This is a genomic window from Paraburkholderia sediminicola, from assembly GCF_046026675.1.
Lineage (GTDB): Bacteria > Pseudomonadota > Gammaproteobacteria > Burkholderiales > Burkholderiaceae > Paraburkholderia > Paraburkholderia sediminicola_F.
Genome location: NZ_JAQQEY010000002.1, coordinates 900,800 through 917,140, shown reverse-complemented (window position 1 = coordinate 917,140; position 16,341 = coordinate 900,800). Strand labels below are relative to the sequence as shown.

Genomic DNA, 16,341 nt, shown 5'->3' with positions numbered 1-16,341 from the left:
TTCGTACCCGCCCCTGCGGCTCGAGAACTTGCAGCCGGATGTGCTGCAGTCCGACACCGCCCGGGCGGGCACGCCTTCCTTTAAACCCTGCATCGGCCGGGTTTAACCCTTCGCGGGACGCCCCGTCTTCACTGTCTCGAGCGACGACACTGCGGCAAGCAGACGTTGCGGCGCTACCGACTCCAGCATAATCAGGCCGGCTCGCAACAGCTCGCTCTTCTTGACCGGCACGCCGGCGTCGAGACATTTCTGCTTAAGGGACGCGATCTTGTCGTAGTCCGATTTCGGCATCGTGAAGCTGTCGCGCACGACTTTCTCTTTCTTCGGTTGCTTGGCTTTCCTGGCTTCCGGAGCGCTGGCGGGCGCTGCTTCCGCAGTTGCGGAACGCTTCGGCTTGGCTGCTTTCTTAACGGCTTGCGCCGCTTCGGCAGCGGCTTCCGCCGGTGCCGCGGGCTTGGCTTTGGCTGCCTTCTTCACGACAGGCGTTGCTTCCGCGGCGGCCGCGCGCTTCGCTTTGGGCGCCTTCTCGACGGCAGGCGCCGGCTGCTCCGCCGCGACTACCGGCTCGGCGCCATCTACTGCATGCTTGGGCAAGCTCTTGGGGAAGCGGAACGCCTTCTTGGTGTGCTCTTTCGTAACGGGTGTTGTCAAGTGGTCTCTCCGTGTTGATAACCGTATAAACAGTATATACCGTTTATTTTGCTATCGGACACGGAGCGGCATAGGCTGCCGTTTCAGCAATCGACTTACATGCGGTGGGAAATAACGCTGGCCACCGCGGCACGGTGCTGTCATGCAACGCGCCGCGGTCAAGGCAGCACCGCTTACTTAAGACGCGCTTGCAACTCGTTGGCAAGCTGTCTCGTTGCAGCCTTGGTCGGCGCGTCGTTGGCGAGCGCGTTAAGCAAGCCAAAGTCGTGGATCGTGCCGTCGTAGCGAACCGTCGTGACTTCGTCGCCCGCTGCATCTAGCTTGCGGCCGTAAGCCTGACCCTCGTCGCTCAGTACGTCGAACTGCGCGACCTGAATGAGCGCCGGCGGCAGCCCCTTCAACTGCTCCACTGACGCGCGCAGCGGCGACGCGTAGATCTCATTGCGCTGCTTCGGATCTTTTGTGTACGCGTCCCAGAACCACTTCATCATCGGCCGGGTCAGGAAGTGGCCTTCCGGATAGGCGTTATACGAGCCGTCGTTGAAATTGTTGTCCGTCACCGGCCACATCAGGCCTTGAAAGCGGATCGCGGGACCCTGCTTGTTCTTCGCCATCAGGGATACAACCGCGGCCATGTTGCCGCCGACGCTGTTGCCCACTACTGCGAGGCGGCTGCCGTCCACACCGATTTCATTGCCATGTTCCGCGACCCATCTGGTGGCCGCGTACGCCTGATTGATCGCCACCGGGTAACGCGCTTCGGGTGACGGCGTGTAATTGACAAACACCGCCACAGCCCCGGATTGCACGACGAGGTCGCGCACCAGCCTCTCGTGCGTCTGGAAGTCCCCAAGGATCCAACCGCCGCCGTGGAAGAACATGAACACTGGCAACGTGCCCGCTGCGCCTTGCGGCCGTACGATCGTGATCGGCACGCTGATTCCGTCCTGCTCGATGGTCTTGTTCGACACATCGATGCCGGACAGATCTACCTTCACGCTGTTCTGCGCGCCGACTAGCACCTGACGCGCCTCTGCCGGTGTCAACGTGTTGATTGCCGGTCCTTTGCCGCTGTTCAGCGCGTGCAGGAACTGGCTGGTCACCAGATCGGGCGAGGCGGGAGTTGCCGGGCTTGCGGCGATGGCGAGAGTGGCGCTGGTTGCAAGTACAGTGGCCAGCAGCAAAGGCTTGAGGGTCTTCATGATGTTTTCCAGGTTCGTGACGGTGAGAGGCTGAGGCTTAGGCGATCGTCAGGGTGACGTCGATGTTGCCGCGGGTCGCGTTCGAGTACGGGCAAACGATGTGCGCCTTGTCGACCAGCGTTTGCGCCGCTTCGCGTGGCATGCCGGGCAGCGAGATCTTCAGTTCCACTTCAATGCCAAAGCCATTCGGGATCAGGCCGATGCCGACGCTGCCGTCAATTGAAACGTCTGCGGGGATGGCGATCTTGTCGCGGGCGGCGACGAATTTCATCGCACCGAGGAAACAGGCGCTATAGCCGGCCGCGAAGAGCTGTTCCGGATTGGCGCCCTCGCCGCCCGCGCCGCCCAGTTCTTTCGGCGTGGTCAGCTTGAAATCGAGGTTGCCTGCGGGCACCACGGCGCGGCCATCGCGGCCACCGGTGGCATGAGCTTGAGCACGGTAGAGGACTTTTTCGAGTGACATGGTGAAGCTCCTTACAAGAGTGAGTGATCGAACTTGCTATCTACTACTAGATAGATTAATCGGCAAAATTAAACAGACAAACCAGGCTTTTCCTGGCTACTTCATATTCCCCATTTATCTATCTACTTGAAGATAGATAAATGGGCCAAACAAAGAGGCGGCGCACCGCCTCATACCTGACTACCTCGATGCGAGCTTCACTTCGCGATCCGCACCGTCGCCTCGACGTCTTCGAGCCGGGCCTTGGTGTGGAACAGACGGCTTGCGAGCACACTGCCCTGAAAAGCCGCGTACAGCGCCCGCGCAGCGTTTTCCGGTTTGCCGTTCACCGCCAGCGTCCCTTCCTGCACGCCTTGCGCGAGGACCTTGGCGAGCCAGCTTTCGTTCGCTTTAAAAAACGCCTGCACAGCCTGCCGGATGTTGTCGGGCAGTGATTCAATGTCTGCAGCCAGCATGCCGCACAGGCAGATCTGATTGCCGTCACCGAGGGTCCTGCCGAACAGCTTCGCATACTTGCTCAGCTTTGTGTCCGCGGTCAATGAAGCGTTAATTCCATGGAGCGCGCCCAATACCTCGTTGCTGTACGCATTCACCGCTTCCAGAACCAGATCGTCTTTCGACGGAAAGTAGTAATGGATGCTCGAGGTTTTTACGCCGACCAGACTGGACAGATCACGGTAACTGAACCCGTTGTAACCGCGCAGCATGATGAGCGTGATTGCGTGGTCGAGGATCTGTTCGCGCACTGTCGTTGTCGGTTCCATGGAGTGAACTATATCTACTCATAGATAGACTGTCAAGCGACTTCGCAATTTTTCAAACGACGCGACGTGGTTATCGGACACGAAGGCGGAGCCGCTGTGGCATAGACTGTTTTCTGACATCGGCCCAACAGTTACCTATCCTGCGAAATACCGTGGGAGACAGGGTCCGCAACTGGCACCTCCGGTGGCGCTGAAAACGGCATTCCGTCCATCCCTTGTTCCAGTTGGTCGACGAGATCTCATCATGGAATATATCGAAAGCCTACGCATTTTCCGGTCGGTGGTCGAACTGAAGAGTTTCACCCGCGCAGCGGATATTCATGGGCTGGCCCGGCCGGCAGTGTCGCGAGCAATCGCGGGGCTAGAAGAGCGGATCGGATGCCGGCTGTTAAACCGGACGACCCGGCAGGTCTCACTCACCGAAGCCGCGGAACGATTCTATGAAGGCTGCGTGCGTATCCTGGACGATCTCGATGTGCTCGAAGCGGATGTAGCCAACCAGACACGCGAAGCGGGTGGCGTCTTACGCCTTGTCGCCCATACGACGGCAACGGTAAGCCGGCTGGTTCCCCTGATCGCCGGATTCAAGCGGGCCCATCCGAAGGTCACGCTCGACGTGACGCTGACGGAGCGGCCCGTCGATCTGGTCGGCGACGGGTTCGACCTCGGCCTCATTCTTCCGTACATGCTGACGAGCGAAACGACGGTCGTGCGTCTGCTCGAACGCATTCCGGTTGTCATGGTCGCGACGCCGCAGTATCTGCAGTCGTCGTCAACACCGCAAGATCCATCAGAACTGGCCAACCATCTTTTCGTGTCGATGTCGCCGTCCATTCGCCGCCCCGTCATCGGCTTCCGGATTGGCGAGGACGAGCTGAGCGTTCCGCTTCGTTTCGATGTTTCGTCGAACAGCCCCGCCTTCAACCTGGAAATGGTGCTGCAGGGTTTCGGAATCGGTGTCGTGCCGGCAGCCCTTGTAGAGAACGAATTGGCCTCGGGGAAGCTCGTCCAGCTGCTCACCGGTTCACAGCTTGTCGACGACAGCGTCGAAATCCAGCTCGCTTACAGCAACCGGACCCTGCTGCCTGCCAAGGTGCGTGCGTTTATCGACTATGCAGCTGCCTTTTTCGAAACGCTGACGGCATCGCGCTAGTCCAGCAAAGACGATCTGCGAAGCGCGCCGGAAACATAAAAGGGCGGCATGATTCGTCACTTTCGGTGTTCGGTGACGAGGCCGACTGGATTCGGCCCTCGCTGCGCGCACCCGGTCGGCGCCCAGCCCCATTCCCAGTTGTTCCCCGGGCGATTGGTACACGAAACGACAACAAACTGATAATCCGGCCAGCATCGCTTTCAGGAAGGTGCCGCATTAATCTGTGCGTATGCACTTAAACGATCTTCCGGACGACGACTGTTTTGCTCTCCGTCAGGCTTCCCGACATATTTCAAAGCTTTACGAGCGTCATTTGTCTGAGGCCGGCATCACGCCCACGCAGTTCAGCGTCCTCAGAACGCTGAGTCGTTGTACGAACCTGACGATGGCTGAGTTGGCCAAAGCGATGGTGATGGACAGAACGACCCTCGTTCGCGCGCTTAAACCCCTGCTCCGGCGTGGCCTCGTGGTTGCTCCTGCCGAACCGCAAAGCAATCGCCGACTGCGAGTCGTACTAACCAGAAAAGGGCTAACGAAGCTCGACGAAGCAGCCGCTCATTGGGCAATGGCGCAGGCCAGTTTCGAACGTAGCTTTGGCCAGCAACAGGCAGCGCATCTACGAAGCGAACTGTTTCGTATGACGAGCTACCTGTCCGAAAGATAACCACAATGCAACAGACTGATTCACTGCGGTAGATCGATCAGTGAAAAATTAAACGCTAATGTGTGCATATGCACTCAAAGAGAAACAAAGCCAACCAACCCAGATGAGCCAAAGGAAACGGAAACCATCATGAATCACGACCGACCCCAGCTCCGAGCGAGCGCATGGGCTGCCACGATAGCCGCGGCGGTGGCGGCGCTTGGTCTCGCCGGATGCGTCAACTACGCCGGCATCAAAAGCGATAAGCAGATTGTCTCGCCCACCCAGTATGAGACGAAGGAGAGCTTGCCTGCCGAGGGTGGACAGTGGCCTGCAATGGATTGGGCCAGGCAGTTCGGCGATGCGCAGTTGCCAAGGCTGATCGACGAGGCGCTGGCCGGCAATCCGACGATCGATCAGGCACGTGCACGCATTGAGAAAGCCTCTGCCTCTGTCGGCACGGCCCATTCCGCACTCTATCCAAACGTGACGGGAAGCTATTCCTGGACGCGCGAGCGCTATAGCGACAATGGGTCCGCTCCACCGCCGGTCAACGGCACCTGGCAGAGCGAGAACAACGTACTCGCCAGTGCTTCGTTTGATCTCGACCTGTGGGGCAAGAATCGCGAACGGCTTCGTCAGTCCGTCTCGCAGGAGAAGGTCGCCGAAGCCGAAGCCGAAGAGGTGCGCATCTCTTTGGCCGCTTCGGTGGCCAGCACCTACAACCATCTTGCGCAACTCTATGCGTTGCGTGATATCGAGGCCCGCGAAGTGAAGAATCGCGAGGATATCGGGCGAATCACGGATGGGCGCGTGGGTGCGGGGCTCGATACCAACGTGGAGCGGCAGACCGCATACGGTGAGACCGCGACGAGCCGTTCGAGCGTCAGCGACCTCGACGGACAGATCACGACCGTACGTTACCAATTGGGCGCCCTGCTTGGTGAAGGCCCGGATGGCGGCCTCAAGATCGCCAATCCATCGCTTGGAGAGGGCGCCAGCGTCGCGCTTCCCGACAACCTGCCCGCGGATCTGATTTCGCGGCGCCCGGACATCGTTGCGGCCTATTGGCAGGTGGATGCAGCAATCCACGATGTGAAGGAAAAAAAGGCCGAGTTCTTTCCGGACGTCAATCTTTCCGCATCAGCTGCGCTGGACGCGTTTGGCTGGGGGCGATTCCTGACGGCTGGAAGCGGCCAACTTCAGGCAGGTCCCGCGATTCATCTTCCTATCTTCGACGCCGGTGCGCTACGCGCCCAACTGAAGGGCCGCTACGCGGACTTCGACTACGACGTCGCAACGTACAACCAGACGTTGATCAGCGCTTTATCCGATGTTGCCACGCAGGTCACGCAGATTCACTCGGCCGATCGTCAACTGGTCGATGCGCAGCAGGCCCTGGATGCACAGACCAAAGCCTATCAACTGGCGCTCGTTCGATACAAGGCGGGTTTGAACCAGCAACTGCAGGTGTTGAACGCGGATGACAACCGGCTCGCAGCCGAAACGGCCGTCGTGAACCTCGAAATGAATCGCCGCGGCATGCAGATCGGGCTGATCAAGGCACTAGGTGGCGGATTCGATGCTTCGCACGCCGGCCTTGCTGCGAACACGGAGACACCGATTCCCGCGCCGTCCGGTAGCACGGCGGCTCACTGAACGACCAGATCTGCGCTCAGGCGTAACGGCCTGAGCGTGACCATCAAACTTTTTATTGGAGCTACCCATGAACGCACCTCAGTCACCGTCGGATAAAGAGCCGGAAAAGAAGCCCGGCAAACGCAAACTTCTGCTCTCACTGCTTGTCGCTTCGCTCGCGATCGCAGGCGCTGCGTATGGCGCTTTCTATTTCGTCGACGCCCGTCATCACGTGGATACGGACGACGCATACGTCAACGGCAACGTCGTGCAAATTACGCCGCAGGTCACGGGAACCGTCATCGGGGTCAATGCGGATAACACGCAAATCGTCAGGAAGGGCGAACCGATCGTCCAGATCGATCCAGCGGACGCCAGGATTGCGTTGCAACAGGCCGAGGCGAATCTGGGCCAAACCGTTCGCAGAGTCCATGGCCTGTATGCCGACGACGACAGATACCGTGCGGATATCGCTGAACGCCAATCGGATCTTTCGAAGGCACAGGACGATCTGAAGCGCCGGCTTGCCACTGGCATGACGGGGGCGGTGTCGGACGAGGAAATCTCACATGCACGTGACGCGGTCCGGTCGGCTCAGGCTTCGCTCGAGGCGGCCCGGCAGCAGCTTGGCGCCAATCGTGCGCTGACGGCCAACACGTCGGTCGACAAGCATCCGGACGTACTGGCAAGCGCCGCCCACGTTCGCGACGCCTACCTGGCTTATGCGCGCACCACGTTGCCGGCCCCCGTGACCGGATACATCGCGCAGCGCTCGGTTCAGGTCGGGCAGCGCGTGTCACCCGGCGCAGCGCTGATGTCGGTGGTGCCGCTCGAGCAGGTTTGGGTCGATGCGAACTTCAAGGAGTGGCAGCTTCGTCACATCCGGGTTGGACAACCCGTTGAGCTGACCGCCGACGTCTACGGCTCCGCCGTCGTCTATCACGGCAGGGTGGTGGGCTTTACGCCAGGCACTGGTTCGGCGCTGGCGCTGCTGCCGGCGCAGAACGCAACGGGCAACTGGATCAAGGTGGTGCAGCGGCTACCGGTGCGCATCGAGATTCCACCTGCGGAACTGGAAAAGCATCCACTACGCGTGGGTCTGTCAATGAACGTGGATGTCAACGTCAAGGACCCAGCCGGCGCCCAACTCGGTACGCAGTCTACGTCCGCCTATAGGACCGACGTTTTCGCAAAGTACGGCGACGAGGCCGATGCCGCGATCGCCCGGATCATCGCCGAAAACGAATGACAGCCGCTCATTGGACCGCGGCACCTGAAAGATGCCGCGCATTTCTTGCCAGACACAGGACAGCCGTATCACCATGAACCCGAACCATCCAAATCACCCGCCGCTGACCGGGGCGACGCTCGCCCTGGGCTCCCTGAGCGTTGGTCTCGCGGGCTTTATGACCGTGCTCGATTCGTCGATCGCCAACGTCGCCATTCCAACCATTTCCGGCAACCTCGGCGTATCGGTCGACGAAGGCACGTGGGTCATCACCGTCTTTGCCGCTGCGAATGCAATCGCGATTCCGTTGACTGGCTGGCTGACGCAGAGGCTGGGTCAGGTCCGGCTGTTCGTCGGCTCGATATTGTTGTTCGTGTTCGCATCCTGGCTGTGCGGCATCGCGCCGACGTTGCCGATTCTGTTGCTTGCGCGCGCGCTGCAGGGAGCCGTTGCCGGACCGCTCATCCCGATGTCGCAGGCATTGCTGCTCAGTTCGTGGCCGAAAGCGAAATCCTCGCTGGCACTCGCACTGTTTTCGATGATCGTGGTGACCGGACCGATTGTCGGGCCGTCGCTCGGCGGCTGGGTGACGGACAGCTATAGCTGGTCGTGGATCTTCTATATCAACATCCCAGTCGGGCTGTTCGCTGCCGCGATGGTCTGGCTGCTCTATCGCAAGCGCGATACGCAGGCCAGAAAGCTGCCAATCGACGTTGTCGGGCTAGTGCTGCTAATCATTTGGGTCGCGTCGCTTCAAGTGATGCTGGACAAGGGCAAGGATCTCGACTGGTTCTCGTCGAGCACGATCGTCGTGCTGGCTATCGTTGCCGCAGTCGGACTCGCGGCATTCATTATCTGGGAGCTGACGGAAAAGAATCCGATCGTCGACTTGACGCTGTTCAAGCAGCGCAACTTTCTCGGCGGCACCGTTTCGATTGCCGTCGCGTATGGCATCTTCTTCGGAACGCTGGTGCTGCTTCCGCAGTGGATGCAGGAATACCTGGGATATCGGGCTGTCGACGCAGGCCTTGCTACGGCGCCGCTGGGCATTTTCGCCGTGATCGGCGCTCCCATCATGGGCAAGATTCTGCCGCGTTCCGATGCGCGCATTATCGGCACGTTCGCGTTTATCGGATTCGCGATTGTCTACTTCATGCGCACGTATTTCTATACCGACATCAGCGAGGGATACATCATCCTGCCGACCCTGCTGCAGGGTATTCCGATGGCGCTGTTCTTCGCTCCGCTCACTGTGATCATCCTGTCGGGACAGCCGCCCGAAAAGGTGCCGGCCGCGGCCGGGCTGTCCACCTTTGGACGCGTGTTCTTTGGTGGTATTGGTACATCGCTGGCGAACGTCGTGTGGAACAACCGGACGATCATGCATCATGAGATTCTGACGCAGCAGTCCAGCCCGACCAATCCGCTCTTCAATGCACAAATGGATACCTACCATTCGCTGCTTGGTTTGGGGCAAGGCGCTTCGTATGCGTTGTTCGACCATACAGTGCAGTCGCAGGCTGCCATGTTGGGGCTGAACGACGTGTTCTATGGAGCCGCGATCATCATGATCATCATCATCCCGCTCATCTGGATCACCAAGCCTGGCAAGGCCGGCGGTTCGAGCGACGCCGCCGCGGCTGCGCACTGAAAAACGGCCGGGTACCGTCACCCGTACCGGGCACCATCCCACAAACCGTATAGGTACTGTACCGGCATGGTTCGCTAGAATGCTCCAAAGGTCCTATTGACCGACACCGGAGCCACCATGTCCATGTCCTACCTCAGCCTCAGCGCGCTGCCCGCCGGCATTCTCTTCGCGCTCGTCACCACGATCACGCCCGGTCCGAACAACACGATGTTGCTCGCCTCGGGCGTCAATTTCGGCTTTCGCCGCACGCTGCCGCATCTTTCGGGGATCAGTGCCGGGGTCGTGCTGTTGATGCTGTCGGTAGGGATTGGTCTGGGCGAAGCCTTCGTGCACTTCCCGGTGCTGTACACCGTGCTGGAAGTCGCGAGCGTCGCGTACCTGCTGTACCTCGCGTGGAAAATCGGCACGTCGGGCGAGTTGAAGGTCAGGAAAGGCGATCGCCGGCCCATGAAGTTTCATGAAGCCATTGCGTTCCAGTGGGTCAATCCGAAGGCGTGGATGATGGTGCTGACCGCCGCCACGACGATCCACCTTAGCGAGAGCGCCAGCGTGAACGCCATCGCGATGGCGGTGATCTTCTACGTGATCGGCTTTCCGTGCATCTGTCTGTGGGCGGGCTTCGGCACCGCGATGCGCAAAGTGCTGTCGGACCCGAAGCGGCTGCGCATCTTCAATGTGGCGATGGCGCTGCTGCTGGTGCTCTCGCTCTATCCGATCGCGCTCAAGCTGCTCGGCCAGTCCGTTTAAGATCGGGCACGGCTAGATCGCGCCCTGCCCGACTCGCTCGATGAAGCGCCACAACGCGTCGTCGGTCGAGTACGGCGCGTTGAAACGGAACCACGTGCTCGGGGCGTCGTCGGGGCGGAAATAGGAGCCAGGCGCGAGCCAGATGCCGTGCTGGAGCGCGGCGGTCGCCACCTCGCCCGCGCGCTCCGCTTCGATCGGCAGGCGAGCCCACAGAAACAGACCGGCTCGCGGCCGGTGAAACAGTTCCAGGCCGAGCGAATCGAGCCGCTCCTCGACGGTCGCATGCGCGAGCTTGAGCCGCTCGTTCACGGCTTCGACGTGACGCGCATAGCGCCCTTCGAGCAACACCTTGTCGACGATCCGTTCGATCGCTTCCGACGAGGTCAATCCCACCGCCATCTTCGTGCGCGCCAGTTCGCGCAGGACTGCACGCTCGGCGACCACGTAGCCGCACCGCAGCCCCGGCGTCACCGTTTTCGAAAAACCGCCCACGTAGAGCACGCGCTGCAAGCCTTCCATGGCGGCAAACAAAGGCGCGCCGGACGGCGCCAGTTCGCGGCTGACGTCGTCTTCGATCACCCACATGCGCTGACGCTCCGCGATCTGCAACAGACGGAACGCCGCCGACATGCCGAAGGTCGCGCCGGTCGGATTCTGCAGCGTGGTGTTGACGAAAATCGCCTTCGGCTTGTGCTGCGCGACCAGCGCCTCGAGCACGTCCGTATCGACACCGGCCGGGGTGCGCGGCACCCCATGCACCACCAGCCCCGCCAGCTTGAGAATCTGCAGCAGATTGCAGTAACCGGGATCTTCGACGATCACGGCGTCGCCCGCGCGCAGCAGCGTGCGAACGATCAGATCCAGCCCTTGCGTCGCGCCCTGCGTGAGCAGCACGTTGGAGACGTCCACCGGCAAACCGCGCCGGTCGAGTTGCTCGGCGATCCGTTCGCGCAGCGGCGCGAAGCCGTACGGATGCCCGTAGTCTCCGAGCCGCGCCGCCGGCACGCGGCTCATTGCACGCAGCGCATGCTGCAAACCCGTCTCGTTGATCCACTCATTCGGCAGCCAGCCGCCGCCCGCCTTGATCGGCACCGAATGGTCTGCGAACACGTCGGACAGCAGCCAGGTCGCGGTCAGGCTCGGCGGCTGCCAGTCGGTCGGGGCCACCCGCGCGGACTGCGCGCGCGCCGCCACGCGATAACCGGAACCGCGCCGCGCCACCACGAGACCCATCGAAACGAGGCGGTTGTAGGCCTCGGTGACCGTGAAGGTGCTCAGTTCGTGGCTTTGCGCCAGCTGCCGCACCGACGGCAACAGCGCGCCGGCGCGCAGCGACTGCGCCTCGATGGCGCGCGCGAAGCCCTGCACGACCTGCTCGACGAGCGTGGGTGCGGCGCGTCGGTCGCGCTCAAGTTGTAGTTCGATCATGGTTCGGACTGAAAGACCGGTTGCGACGGCCGGCTACGTTGCCAGAAAGATGGCCCGGAAGGCGCCAGATAAAGCGTCGAATTGCATCATCGCGCAATCGACACAGTTAGCGCAATTCCACCAACACAGTTAGCACCACACTGCGTCAACTGTTTATGCCGCCATTAAACCGCGGACGCTACAGTTTCGCTACCACTTCGAGGAGAAAACCATGACTTCGCGCCCCGTCATCGACGACCTGTCGTCTTTCTGGATGCCCTTCACCGCCAACCGCCAGTTCAAGGCTGCGCCGCGCCTGCTGGAATCGGCCAAGGGTATGTACTACCGCACCACGGACGGGCGTGAAGTGCTCGACGGCTGCGCGGGTCTCTGGTGCGTGAACGCCGGCCACGGCCGCGACGAAATCGTCGCCGCAATCACCGAGCAACTGTCCACGCTCGATTTCGCGCCGACCTTCCAGATGGGCCACCCGTTGGCGTTCGAAGCGGCCACCAAAGTCGCCGAACTGATGCCGAATGGCCTCGACCGCATCTTCTTCACGAACTCCGGCTCGGAATCGGTCGACACCGCCCTGAAAATCGCACTGGCGTATCATCGTTCGCGCGGCGAAGGCCAGCGCACGCGTCTGATCGGCCGCGAGCGCGGCTATCACGGCGTGGGCTTCGGCGGCATTTCGGTGGGCGGCATCGCACCGAACCGCAAGACCTTCTCCGGCGCGCTGCTGCCGGCGGTCGACCATTTGCCGCACACGCATAACCTCGAACACAACGCATTTTCGAAGGGCCAGCCCGCCTGGGGCGCGCATCTCGCCGACGAACTCGAGCGCATCGTCACGTTGCACGATGCATCGACGATCGCCGCCGTGATCGTCGAACCGGTCGCCGGTTCGACGGGCGTGCTGATTCCGCCGCAAGGCTATCTGCAGAAGCTGCGCGAGATCTGCACGAAGCACGGCATCCTGCTGATTTTCGACGAAGTGATTACCGCTTTCGGCCGCGTCGGCAAGGCGACCGCGAGCGAATACTTCGGCGTGACGCCGGACCTGATCACGATGGCCAAGGCGATCAACAACGCCGCGATCCCGATGGGTGCAGTGGCCGCGAGCCGCACAATCCACGACACGATTGTCAACGGCGGCGCACAGGGCGCGATCGAACTGTTCCACGGCTACACGTATTCGGCCCACCCGGCTGCGGCCGCGGCCGCCGTTGCGACGCTCGACCTGTATCGCCGCGAAGGCCTGTTCGAGCGCGCCGCGACGATGGCGCCGAAGTTCGAAGCAGCCGCTCACTCGCTGCGCAATGCGAAGCATGTGAAGGACGTTCGCAACCTCGGCATGATCGCGGGCGTCGAACTCGAGTCGCGCGACGGTGCGCCGGGCGCGCGTGCTTACGAAGCGTTCGTGAAGTGCTTCGAGGCGGGCGTGCTAGTGCGCTTTACCGGCGATATCCTCGCGTTCTCGCCGCCGCTCATCATCGATGAAGAGCAGATCGCGCACATCTTCAAGACGGTGGGTGACGTGCTGGCGACGGTGCAGTAAGACTGAGAGATGTGGCGCGCGTGGACTGCGCGCGCCGCGTATTGCAACCGGCTCGAGGGGGATGGCAGCGCCGCCTTCGCGCGTCACTTCCCCTTAGCGCCAGCGTCAGTGGTGCGTGCGCGAAGCCCTCGTGTGCGCGGCCTTTTTGGCTGCGGCCGAGCGGCCTGACGCACCTTTGGTCGCTGCGGCTTTCTTCGCCGCGGCCGAACGACTGGCCGCCGGCCGCTTGGCCGCTGCCGATTTTGTCTGCTTCGACAAAGCCTTGCGCGATGCGCCGGCGGTGCTTTCACGCTTCAATGCATTGGTCGCCGCACGTGAACGCTTAGCTGTCGACTCGCTGCTCGCGCTCTTCTTCGCCACGCCCTTGTGCTGGCCCGCGGCGTTATCCTTTTGCGCTTTCTTGCGGGTCGCCTCACTCGTGGCGCCCTTTTTCGGCGACTTCACGGCAACGCCTGCGCGACGTGCTTCCGACAGGCCGATTGCAATCGCCTGCCTGGCCGACCTGACGCCGTGCTTGCCGGCGCGCACCTTATCGATCTGTTCCTTGACGAATTCCCCGGCCTGGGTACTTGATGCCTTGCCGGTACGCTTGTCGGCTTGGGCACGTTTGATGGTTTTCTGTTCGGGCATGACAGTCCTCCGGTTAGCTGTTGGCTTTGTGCATGCAGCAACGCGTGTGCCGGGGGGCGTTCGCCGCGGCGGCGGATGCGGGTGGAGGGCCGTCTGACGGGGATATTGGCGTTTTTTGCGCAGCGCGGACGTTCGCAGGGACATTGCCGCTGGCGTGGTGAAAGGACAGGGAAGCTCGTTGCGGCGCAGCGAAACTTCAGGAAATTGGGCGACAAGGCTCGCGCCCGGCAACTGGACGGCGTATGGTGACAGCAAGGGTTGGCGCCGTGGTCCGACCTGACGGGAGACGCCCATGAAGATACCTACCGTTCGCGCAGGCGCGCATATCGAAGGCGTGCATTGGGTTGCCGAGTACGCTGAAGACGTTCACGAAATTCGTGTGTTCCGCGAAGGCCAGGAAGTGGATGTGCATAATGCGCCGTCCTCATTGTTTGGCGATGAGGAAAACGCAGGGTCGAAGAGCACCGCCGATCATCGGGGGGTGGAAGCCGCTGTGCTGGCTTATTTGAGGCGGTTTGTGATTGAGCATGATGCGGAGGAGTAGGGGTTTTTGCCTTTTGCGGCGGCATTGGAAGTGTTCTTGGGGCTTTGGGCTTTCCTTGTTCTGACTTTGGTGCCTTTCCTTGAATTGTTAGTGGTCTATTAGCGTTGCCCCTGTGCGGGGCGGCACCTACTTTTCTTTGCCGGCCGCAAAGAAAAGTAGGCAAAAGAAAGCGGCTCAAACCGCCAATGCTAAGTGGGTCCCGTGGTTTGCTGCGGGTAGTGGTGCATCTGGAATCTGGGTTCGTGCACCTGCATACGCCAGTGACAAGGGCGTCATACTTCCGGCGGCGCTCCGCGCGCCGAAGAGCAGTTCATAAAACCACCCGCTATGTTTTGACGCCCACGCCTCGCCACCGAGCCGTGGCTCTTCATTGCACCGCCACCGCGATTGTGATTGGAACGACAACTGCAACCGCCTGCCGCAGCCGCGACTGTGATTGCAGCACACCGACATATCATTTGAAGGGAGGGTTCCCCGCTGAGTGCAGAGGCGCATCGCCGAGGCGAAGCCGATGGCTTCCACGGACCTTAAGGCGAAGCCCGTGGTTTCCCATGCAAACCCGTCCGCGACGCACGTAGTGCGAAGTGGGAGCTGATGAGTCCTTTGTCACTAACGCCGAATGTACGAGAACACGGATTCCAGATGCACCACTACCCGCAGCAGACCGCGGGCCCACTTAGCATTCGCGGTTTGAGCCGCTTTCTTTGCTTATCTTTCTTTGCGGCGGCAAAGAAAGTAAGTGCCGCCCCGCACAGGGGCAACACTAATAGACCACTAACAATGCAAGGAAAGGCCAAAGCCGTAAGAACACGGCCAATGCCGCCGCAAAAGGCAAAAAAGAAACCTTATTCAGCCGGCCGCAACTTCTTAACTTCAGCATCCGAAGGCTGCACACTAGCCCCATCGATGTAACGATATGACGTCATAACGCCCTTACCGTCCTTAAGACCGGTAACCCCAACAAAAGCCCCCATCGTCGACTGATTATCCTGCCCCCGATAAGTAATCGGCCCAAATGGCGTCTCCACCCCTAACCCCTTGAACGCAGCAGCCAACTTATCCGGATCCGTCGACCCAGCCTTCTTGATCCCCGCCGCGATCGACATCAACGCCGAATACCCAACGACTGACCCCAGTCGCGGATAATCGTGATACTTCGCCTGATACGCATCGACAAACTTCTTGTTCGCCGCCGTATCGATCGAATACCACGGGTAGCCCGTCACGATCCAGCCCGTCGGCGCCTCCGCCCCCAACGGATCGAGATAGTCCGGCTCGCCCGTCAACAACGACACCACGCTGCGGTCCTTGAACAGCCCGCGCGTATTGCCCTCACGCACAAACTTGCCGAGATCGGCACCAAACAGCACGTTGAAAATCGCGTCCGGCTTCGCATCGGCGATCGCCTGCGACACCGCGCCTGCATCGACATTGCCCAGCGGCGTCGCCTGTTCGGCGACAAACTCCACGTCGGGCTGCGCCGCCGTCATCAGCTTCTTGAACGTCGCCACCGCCGATTGCCCGTACTCGTAATTCGGATACACAAGCGCCCAACGCTTCTTCTTCAGCTTCACCGCCTCCGGCACCAGCATCGCCACCTGCATATACGTCGAAGGACGCAGACGGTATGTGTATTTGTTGCCGTCGGCCCAAACGATCTTGTCAGTCAACGGCTCGGCAGCGAGGAAGAAAATCTTCTTCTGCTTCGCAAAGTCGGTCAACGCGAGACCGGTGTTCGACAGGAATCCGCCGAACAGCAATTGCACCTGCTCGCGTGCAATCAGCTCCTGCGCGACGCGAATGGTGTCGCCTGGATTGCCGTTGTCGTCGCGCGACACCACTTCAAGCTGTTTGCCGAGTACGCCACCCGCTGCGTTCACCTGCTCGAGCGCGAGATTCCAGCCGTTCTTGTAAGGCCCGAGAAAGGCGGGCTGCGCCTTGTAGCTGTTGATTTCACCGATCTTGATGGTCTGCTGTGCACTCGCGCCAATGGCCGCGAGCGATAGAACCGTTGAAACCGTGAAGCGAGAGATCCATCCTGCGCGCGTGGTCATGCGTT

15 protein-coding genes are annotated in these 16,341 nt (G+C 61.0%); 8 read left to right on the top strand and 7 right to left on the bottom strand.

The window, feature by feature from the left end:
* Nucleotides 1-102: 102 nt before the first annotated feature.
* The 4 genes from PQQ86_RS24015 to PQQ86_RS24000 all read right to left on the bottom strand — a co-directional run bounded on the left by PQQ86_RS24015 (nucleotide 103) and on the right by PQQ86_RS24000 (nucleotide 3,080).
* The gene (locus PQQ86_RS24015; RefSeq protein ID WP_408272547.1) at nucleotides 103-651 is read right to left on the bottom strand and encodes a hypothetical protein; all 549 of its coding nucleotides are present in this window, start codon (nucleotides 649-651) and stop codon (nucleotides 103-105) included.
* Between the two features lie 173 nt (nucleotides 652-824).
* Nucleotides 825-1,853: an alpha/beta hydrolase gene (locus tag PQQ86_RS24010; RefSeq protein WP_408272544.1), complete on the bottom strand. Its 1,029-nt coding sequence runs from the start codon at nucleotides 1,851-1,853 to the stop codon at nucleotides 825-827.
* Nucleotides 1,854-1,890: 37 nt separating this feature from the next.
* Nucleotides 1,891-2,316: an organic hydroperoxide resistance protein gene (locus PQQ86_RS24005; protein WP_408272541.1), complete on the bottom strand. Its 426-nt coding sequence runs from the start codon at nucleotides 2,314-2,316 to the stop codon at nucleotides 1,891-1,893.
* 197 nt (nucleotides 2,317-2,513) lie between these two features.
* Complete coding sequence (locus tag PQQ86_RS24000) at nucleotides 2,514-3,080, bottom strand: TetR/AcrR family transcriptional regulator (RefSeq protein WP_408272538.1); 567 nt, start codon at nucleotides 3,078-3,080, stop codon at nucleotides 2,514-2,516.
* Between the two features lie 244 nt (nucleotides 3,081-3,324).
* Here PQQ86_RS24000 and PQQ86_RS23995 point away from each other — a divergent pair, with 244 nt between their 5' ends.
* The 6 genes from PQQ86_RS23995 (at nucleotide 3,325) to PQQ86_RS23970 (ending at nucleotide 10,140) form a co-directional block, all read left to right on the top strand.
* Nucleotides 3,325-4,233, top strand: a complete 909-nt coding sequence (locus PQQ86_RS23995; RefSeq protein ID WP_408279343.1) for a LysR family transcriptional regulator — start codon at nucleotides 3,325-3,327, stop codon at nucleotides 4,231-4,233.
* A gap of 229 nt (nucleotides 4,234-4,462) precedes the next feature.
* Nucleotides 4,463-4,897 carry a MarR family winged helix-turn-helix transcriptional regulator gene (locus PQQ86_RS23990; RefSeq protein ID WP_408272535.1) on the top strand — a complete coding sequence of 145 codons (435 nt, stop codon included), beginning with the start codon at nucleotides 4,463-4,465 and terminating at the stop codon, nucleotides 4,895-4,897.
* Between the two features lie 129 nt (nucleotides 4,898-5,026).
* Complete coding sequence (locus PQQ86_RS23985) at nucleotides 5,027-6,535, top strand: efflux transporter outer membrane subunit (RefSeq protein ID WP_408272532.1); 1,509 nt, start codon at nucleotides 5,027-5,029, stop codon at nucleotides 6,533-6,535.
* A gap of 67 nt (nucleotides 6,536-6,602) precedes the next feature.
* Nucleotides 6,603-7,763 carry an HlyD family secretion protein gene (locus PQQ86_RS23980; RefSeq protein ID WP_408272530.1) on the top strand — a complete coding sequence of 387 codons (1,161 nt, stop codon included), beginning with the start codon at nucleotides 6,603-6,605 and terminating at the stop codon, nucleotides 7,761-7,763.
* Between the two features lie 73 nt (nucleotides 7,764-7,836).
* Nucleotides 7,837-9,393 (top strand): DHA2 family efflux MFS transporter permease subunit, encoded by a 1,557-nt coding sequence (locus PQQ86_RS23975; protein WP_408272527.1) that lies wholly within the window; start codon nucleotides 7,837-7,839, stop codon nucleotides 9,391-9,393.
* 123 nt (nucleotides 9,394-9,516) lie between these two features.
* Nucleotides 9,517-10,140, top strand: coding sequence for a LysE family translocator (locus PQQ86_RS23970; RefSeq protein ID WP_408279341.1), 624 nt, complete (start codon nucleotides 9,517-9,519; stop codon nucleotides 10,138-10,140).
* A 12-nt stretch (nucleotides 10,141-10,152) separates the two neighbouring features.
* Here the strand turns inward: PQQ86_RS23970 and PQQ86_RS23965 are convergent, their stop codons facing one another.
* Nucleotides 10,153-11,568: an aminotransferase-like domain-containing protein gene (locus tag PQQ86_RS23965; protein ID WP_408272524.1), complete on the bottom strand. Its 1,416-nt coding sequence runs from the start codon at nucleotides 11,566-11,568 to the stop codon at nucleotides 10,153-10,155.
* A 211-nt stretch (nucleotides 11,569-11,779) separates the two neighbouring features.
* On the opposite strand from PQQ86_RS23965, the gene aptA reads away from it, so the two are divergent.
* The gene (gene aptA, locus PQQ86_RS23960; protein ID WP_408272521.1) at nucleotides 11,780-13,108 is read left to right on the top strand and encodes an omega-aminotransferase AptA; all 1,329 of its coding nucleotides are present in this window, start codon (nucleotides 11,780-11,782) and stop codon (nucleotides 13,106-13,108) included.
* Between the two features lie 105 nt (nucleotides 13,109-13,213).
* Here aptA and PQQ86_RS23955 read toward each other — a convergent pair whose 3' ends face one another.
* On the bottom strand, nucleotides 13,214-13,738 hold the full coding sequence (locus tag PQQ86_RS23955) for a DUF6496 domain-containing protein (RefSeq protein WP_408272518.1): 525 nt from the start codon (nucleotides 13,736-13,738) through the stop codon (nucleotides 13,214-13,216).
* A 292-nt stretch (nucleotides 13,739-14,030) separates the two neighbouring features.
* Between PQQ86_RS23955 and PQQ86_RS23950 the strand changes: the two genes are divergently transcribed.
* The gene (locus PQQ86_RS23950; RefSeq protein WP_074286510.1) at nucleotides 14,031-14,282 is read left to right on the top strand and encodes a hypothetical protein; all 252 of its coding nucleotides are present in this window, start codon (nucleotides 14,031-14,033) and stop codon (nucleotides 14,280-14,282) included.
* 845 nt (nucleotides 14,283-15,127) lie between these two features.
* Here the strand turns inward: PQQ86_RS23950 and PQQ86_RS23945 are convergent.
* The gene (locus tag PQQ86_RS23945; protein ID WP_408272516.1) at nucleotides 15,128-16,336 is read right to left on the bottom strand and encodes an ABC transporter substrate-binding protein; all 1,209 of its coding nucleotides are present in this window, start codon (nucleotides 16,334-16,336) and stop codon (nucleotides 15,128-15,130) included.
* Nucleotides 16,337-16,341 lie beyond the last annotated feature (5 nt).

What these genes read in the sequence shown, in the direction of transcription:
- PQQ86_RS23950 (WP_074286510.1), top strand. Translation starts at nt 14,031, where the DNA reads ATGAAGATACCTACCGTTCGCGCAGGCGCGCATATCGAAGGCGTGCAT.
- PQQ86_RS23965 (WP_408272524.1), bottom strand. Translation starts at nt 11,568, where the DNA reads ATGATCGAACTACAACTTGAGCGCGACCGACGCGCCGCACCCACGCTC.
- PQQ86_RS23980 (WP_408272530.1), top strand. Translation starts at nt 6,603, where the DNA reads ATGAACGCACCTCAGTCACCGTCGGATAAAGAGCCGGAAAAGAAGCCC.
- PQQ86_RS23985 (WP_408272532.1), top strand. Translation starts at nt 5,027, where the DNA reads ATGAATCACGACCGACCCCAGCTCCGAGCGAGCGCATGGGCTGCCACG.
- PQQ86_RS23945 (WP_408272516.1), bottom strand. Translation starts at nt 16,336, where the DNA reads ATGACCACGCGCGCAGGATGGATCTCTCGCTTCACGGTTTCAACGGTT.
- PQQ86_RS24005 (WP_408272541.1), bottom strand. Translation starts at nt 2,316, where the DNA reads ATGTCACTCGAAAAAGTCCTCTACCGTGCTCAAGCTCATGCCACCGGT.
- PQQ86_RS24000 (WP_408272538.1), bottom strand. Translation starts at nt 3,080, where the DNA reads ATGGAACCGACAACGACAGTGCGCGAACAGATCCTCGACCACGCAATC.
- PQQ86_RS23995 (WP_408279343.1), top strand. Translation starts at nt 3,325, where the DNA reads ATGGAATATATCGAAAGCCTACGCATTTTCCGGTCGGTGGTCGAACTG.
- PQQ86_RS24010 (WP_408272544.1), bottom strand. Translation starts at nt 1,853, where the DNA reads ATGAAGACCCTCAAGCCTTTGCTGCTGGCCACTGTACTTGCAACCAGC.
- aptA (WP_408272521.1), top strand. Translation starts at nt 11,780, where the DNA reads ATGACTTCGCGCCCCGTCATCGACGACCTGTCGTCTTTCTGGATGCCC.
- PQQ86_RS23970 (WP_408279341.1), top strand. Translation starts at nt 9,517, where the DNA reads ATGTCCTACCTCAGCCTCAGCGCGCTGCCCGCCGGCATTCTCTTCGCG.
- PQQ86_RS23990 (WP_408272535.1), top strand. Translation starts at nt 4,463, where the DNA reads ATGCACTTAAACGATCTTCCGGACGACGACTGTTTTGCTCTCCGTCAG.
- PQQ86_RS23975 (WP_408272527.1), top strand. Translation starts at nt 7,837, where the DNA reads ATGAACCCGAACCATCCAAATCACCCGCCGCTGACCGGGGCGACGCTC.
- PQQ86_RS23955 (WP_408272518.1), bottom strand. Translation starts at nt 13,738, where the DNA reads ATGCCCGAACAGAAAACCATCAAACGTGCCCAAGCCGACAAGCGTACC.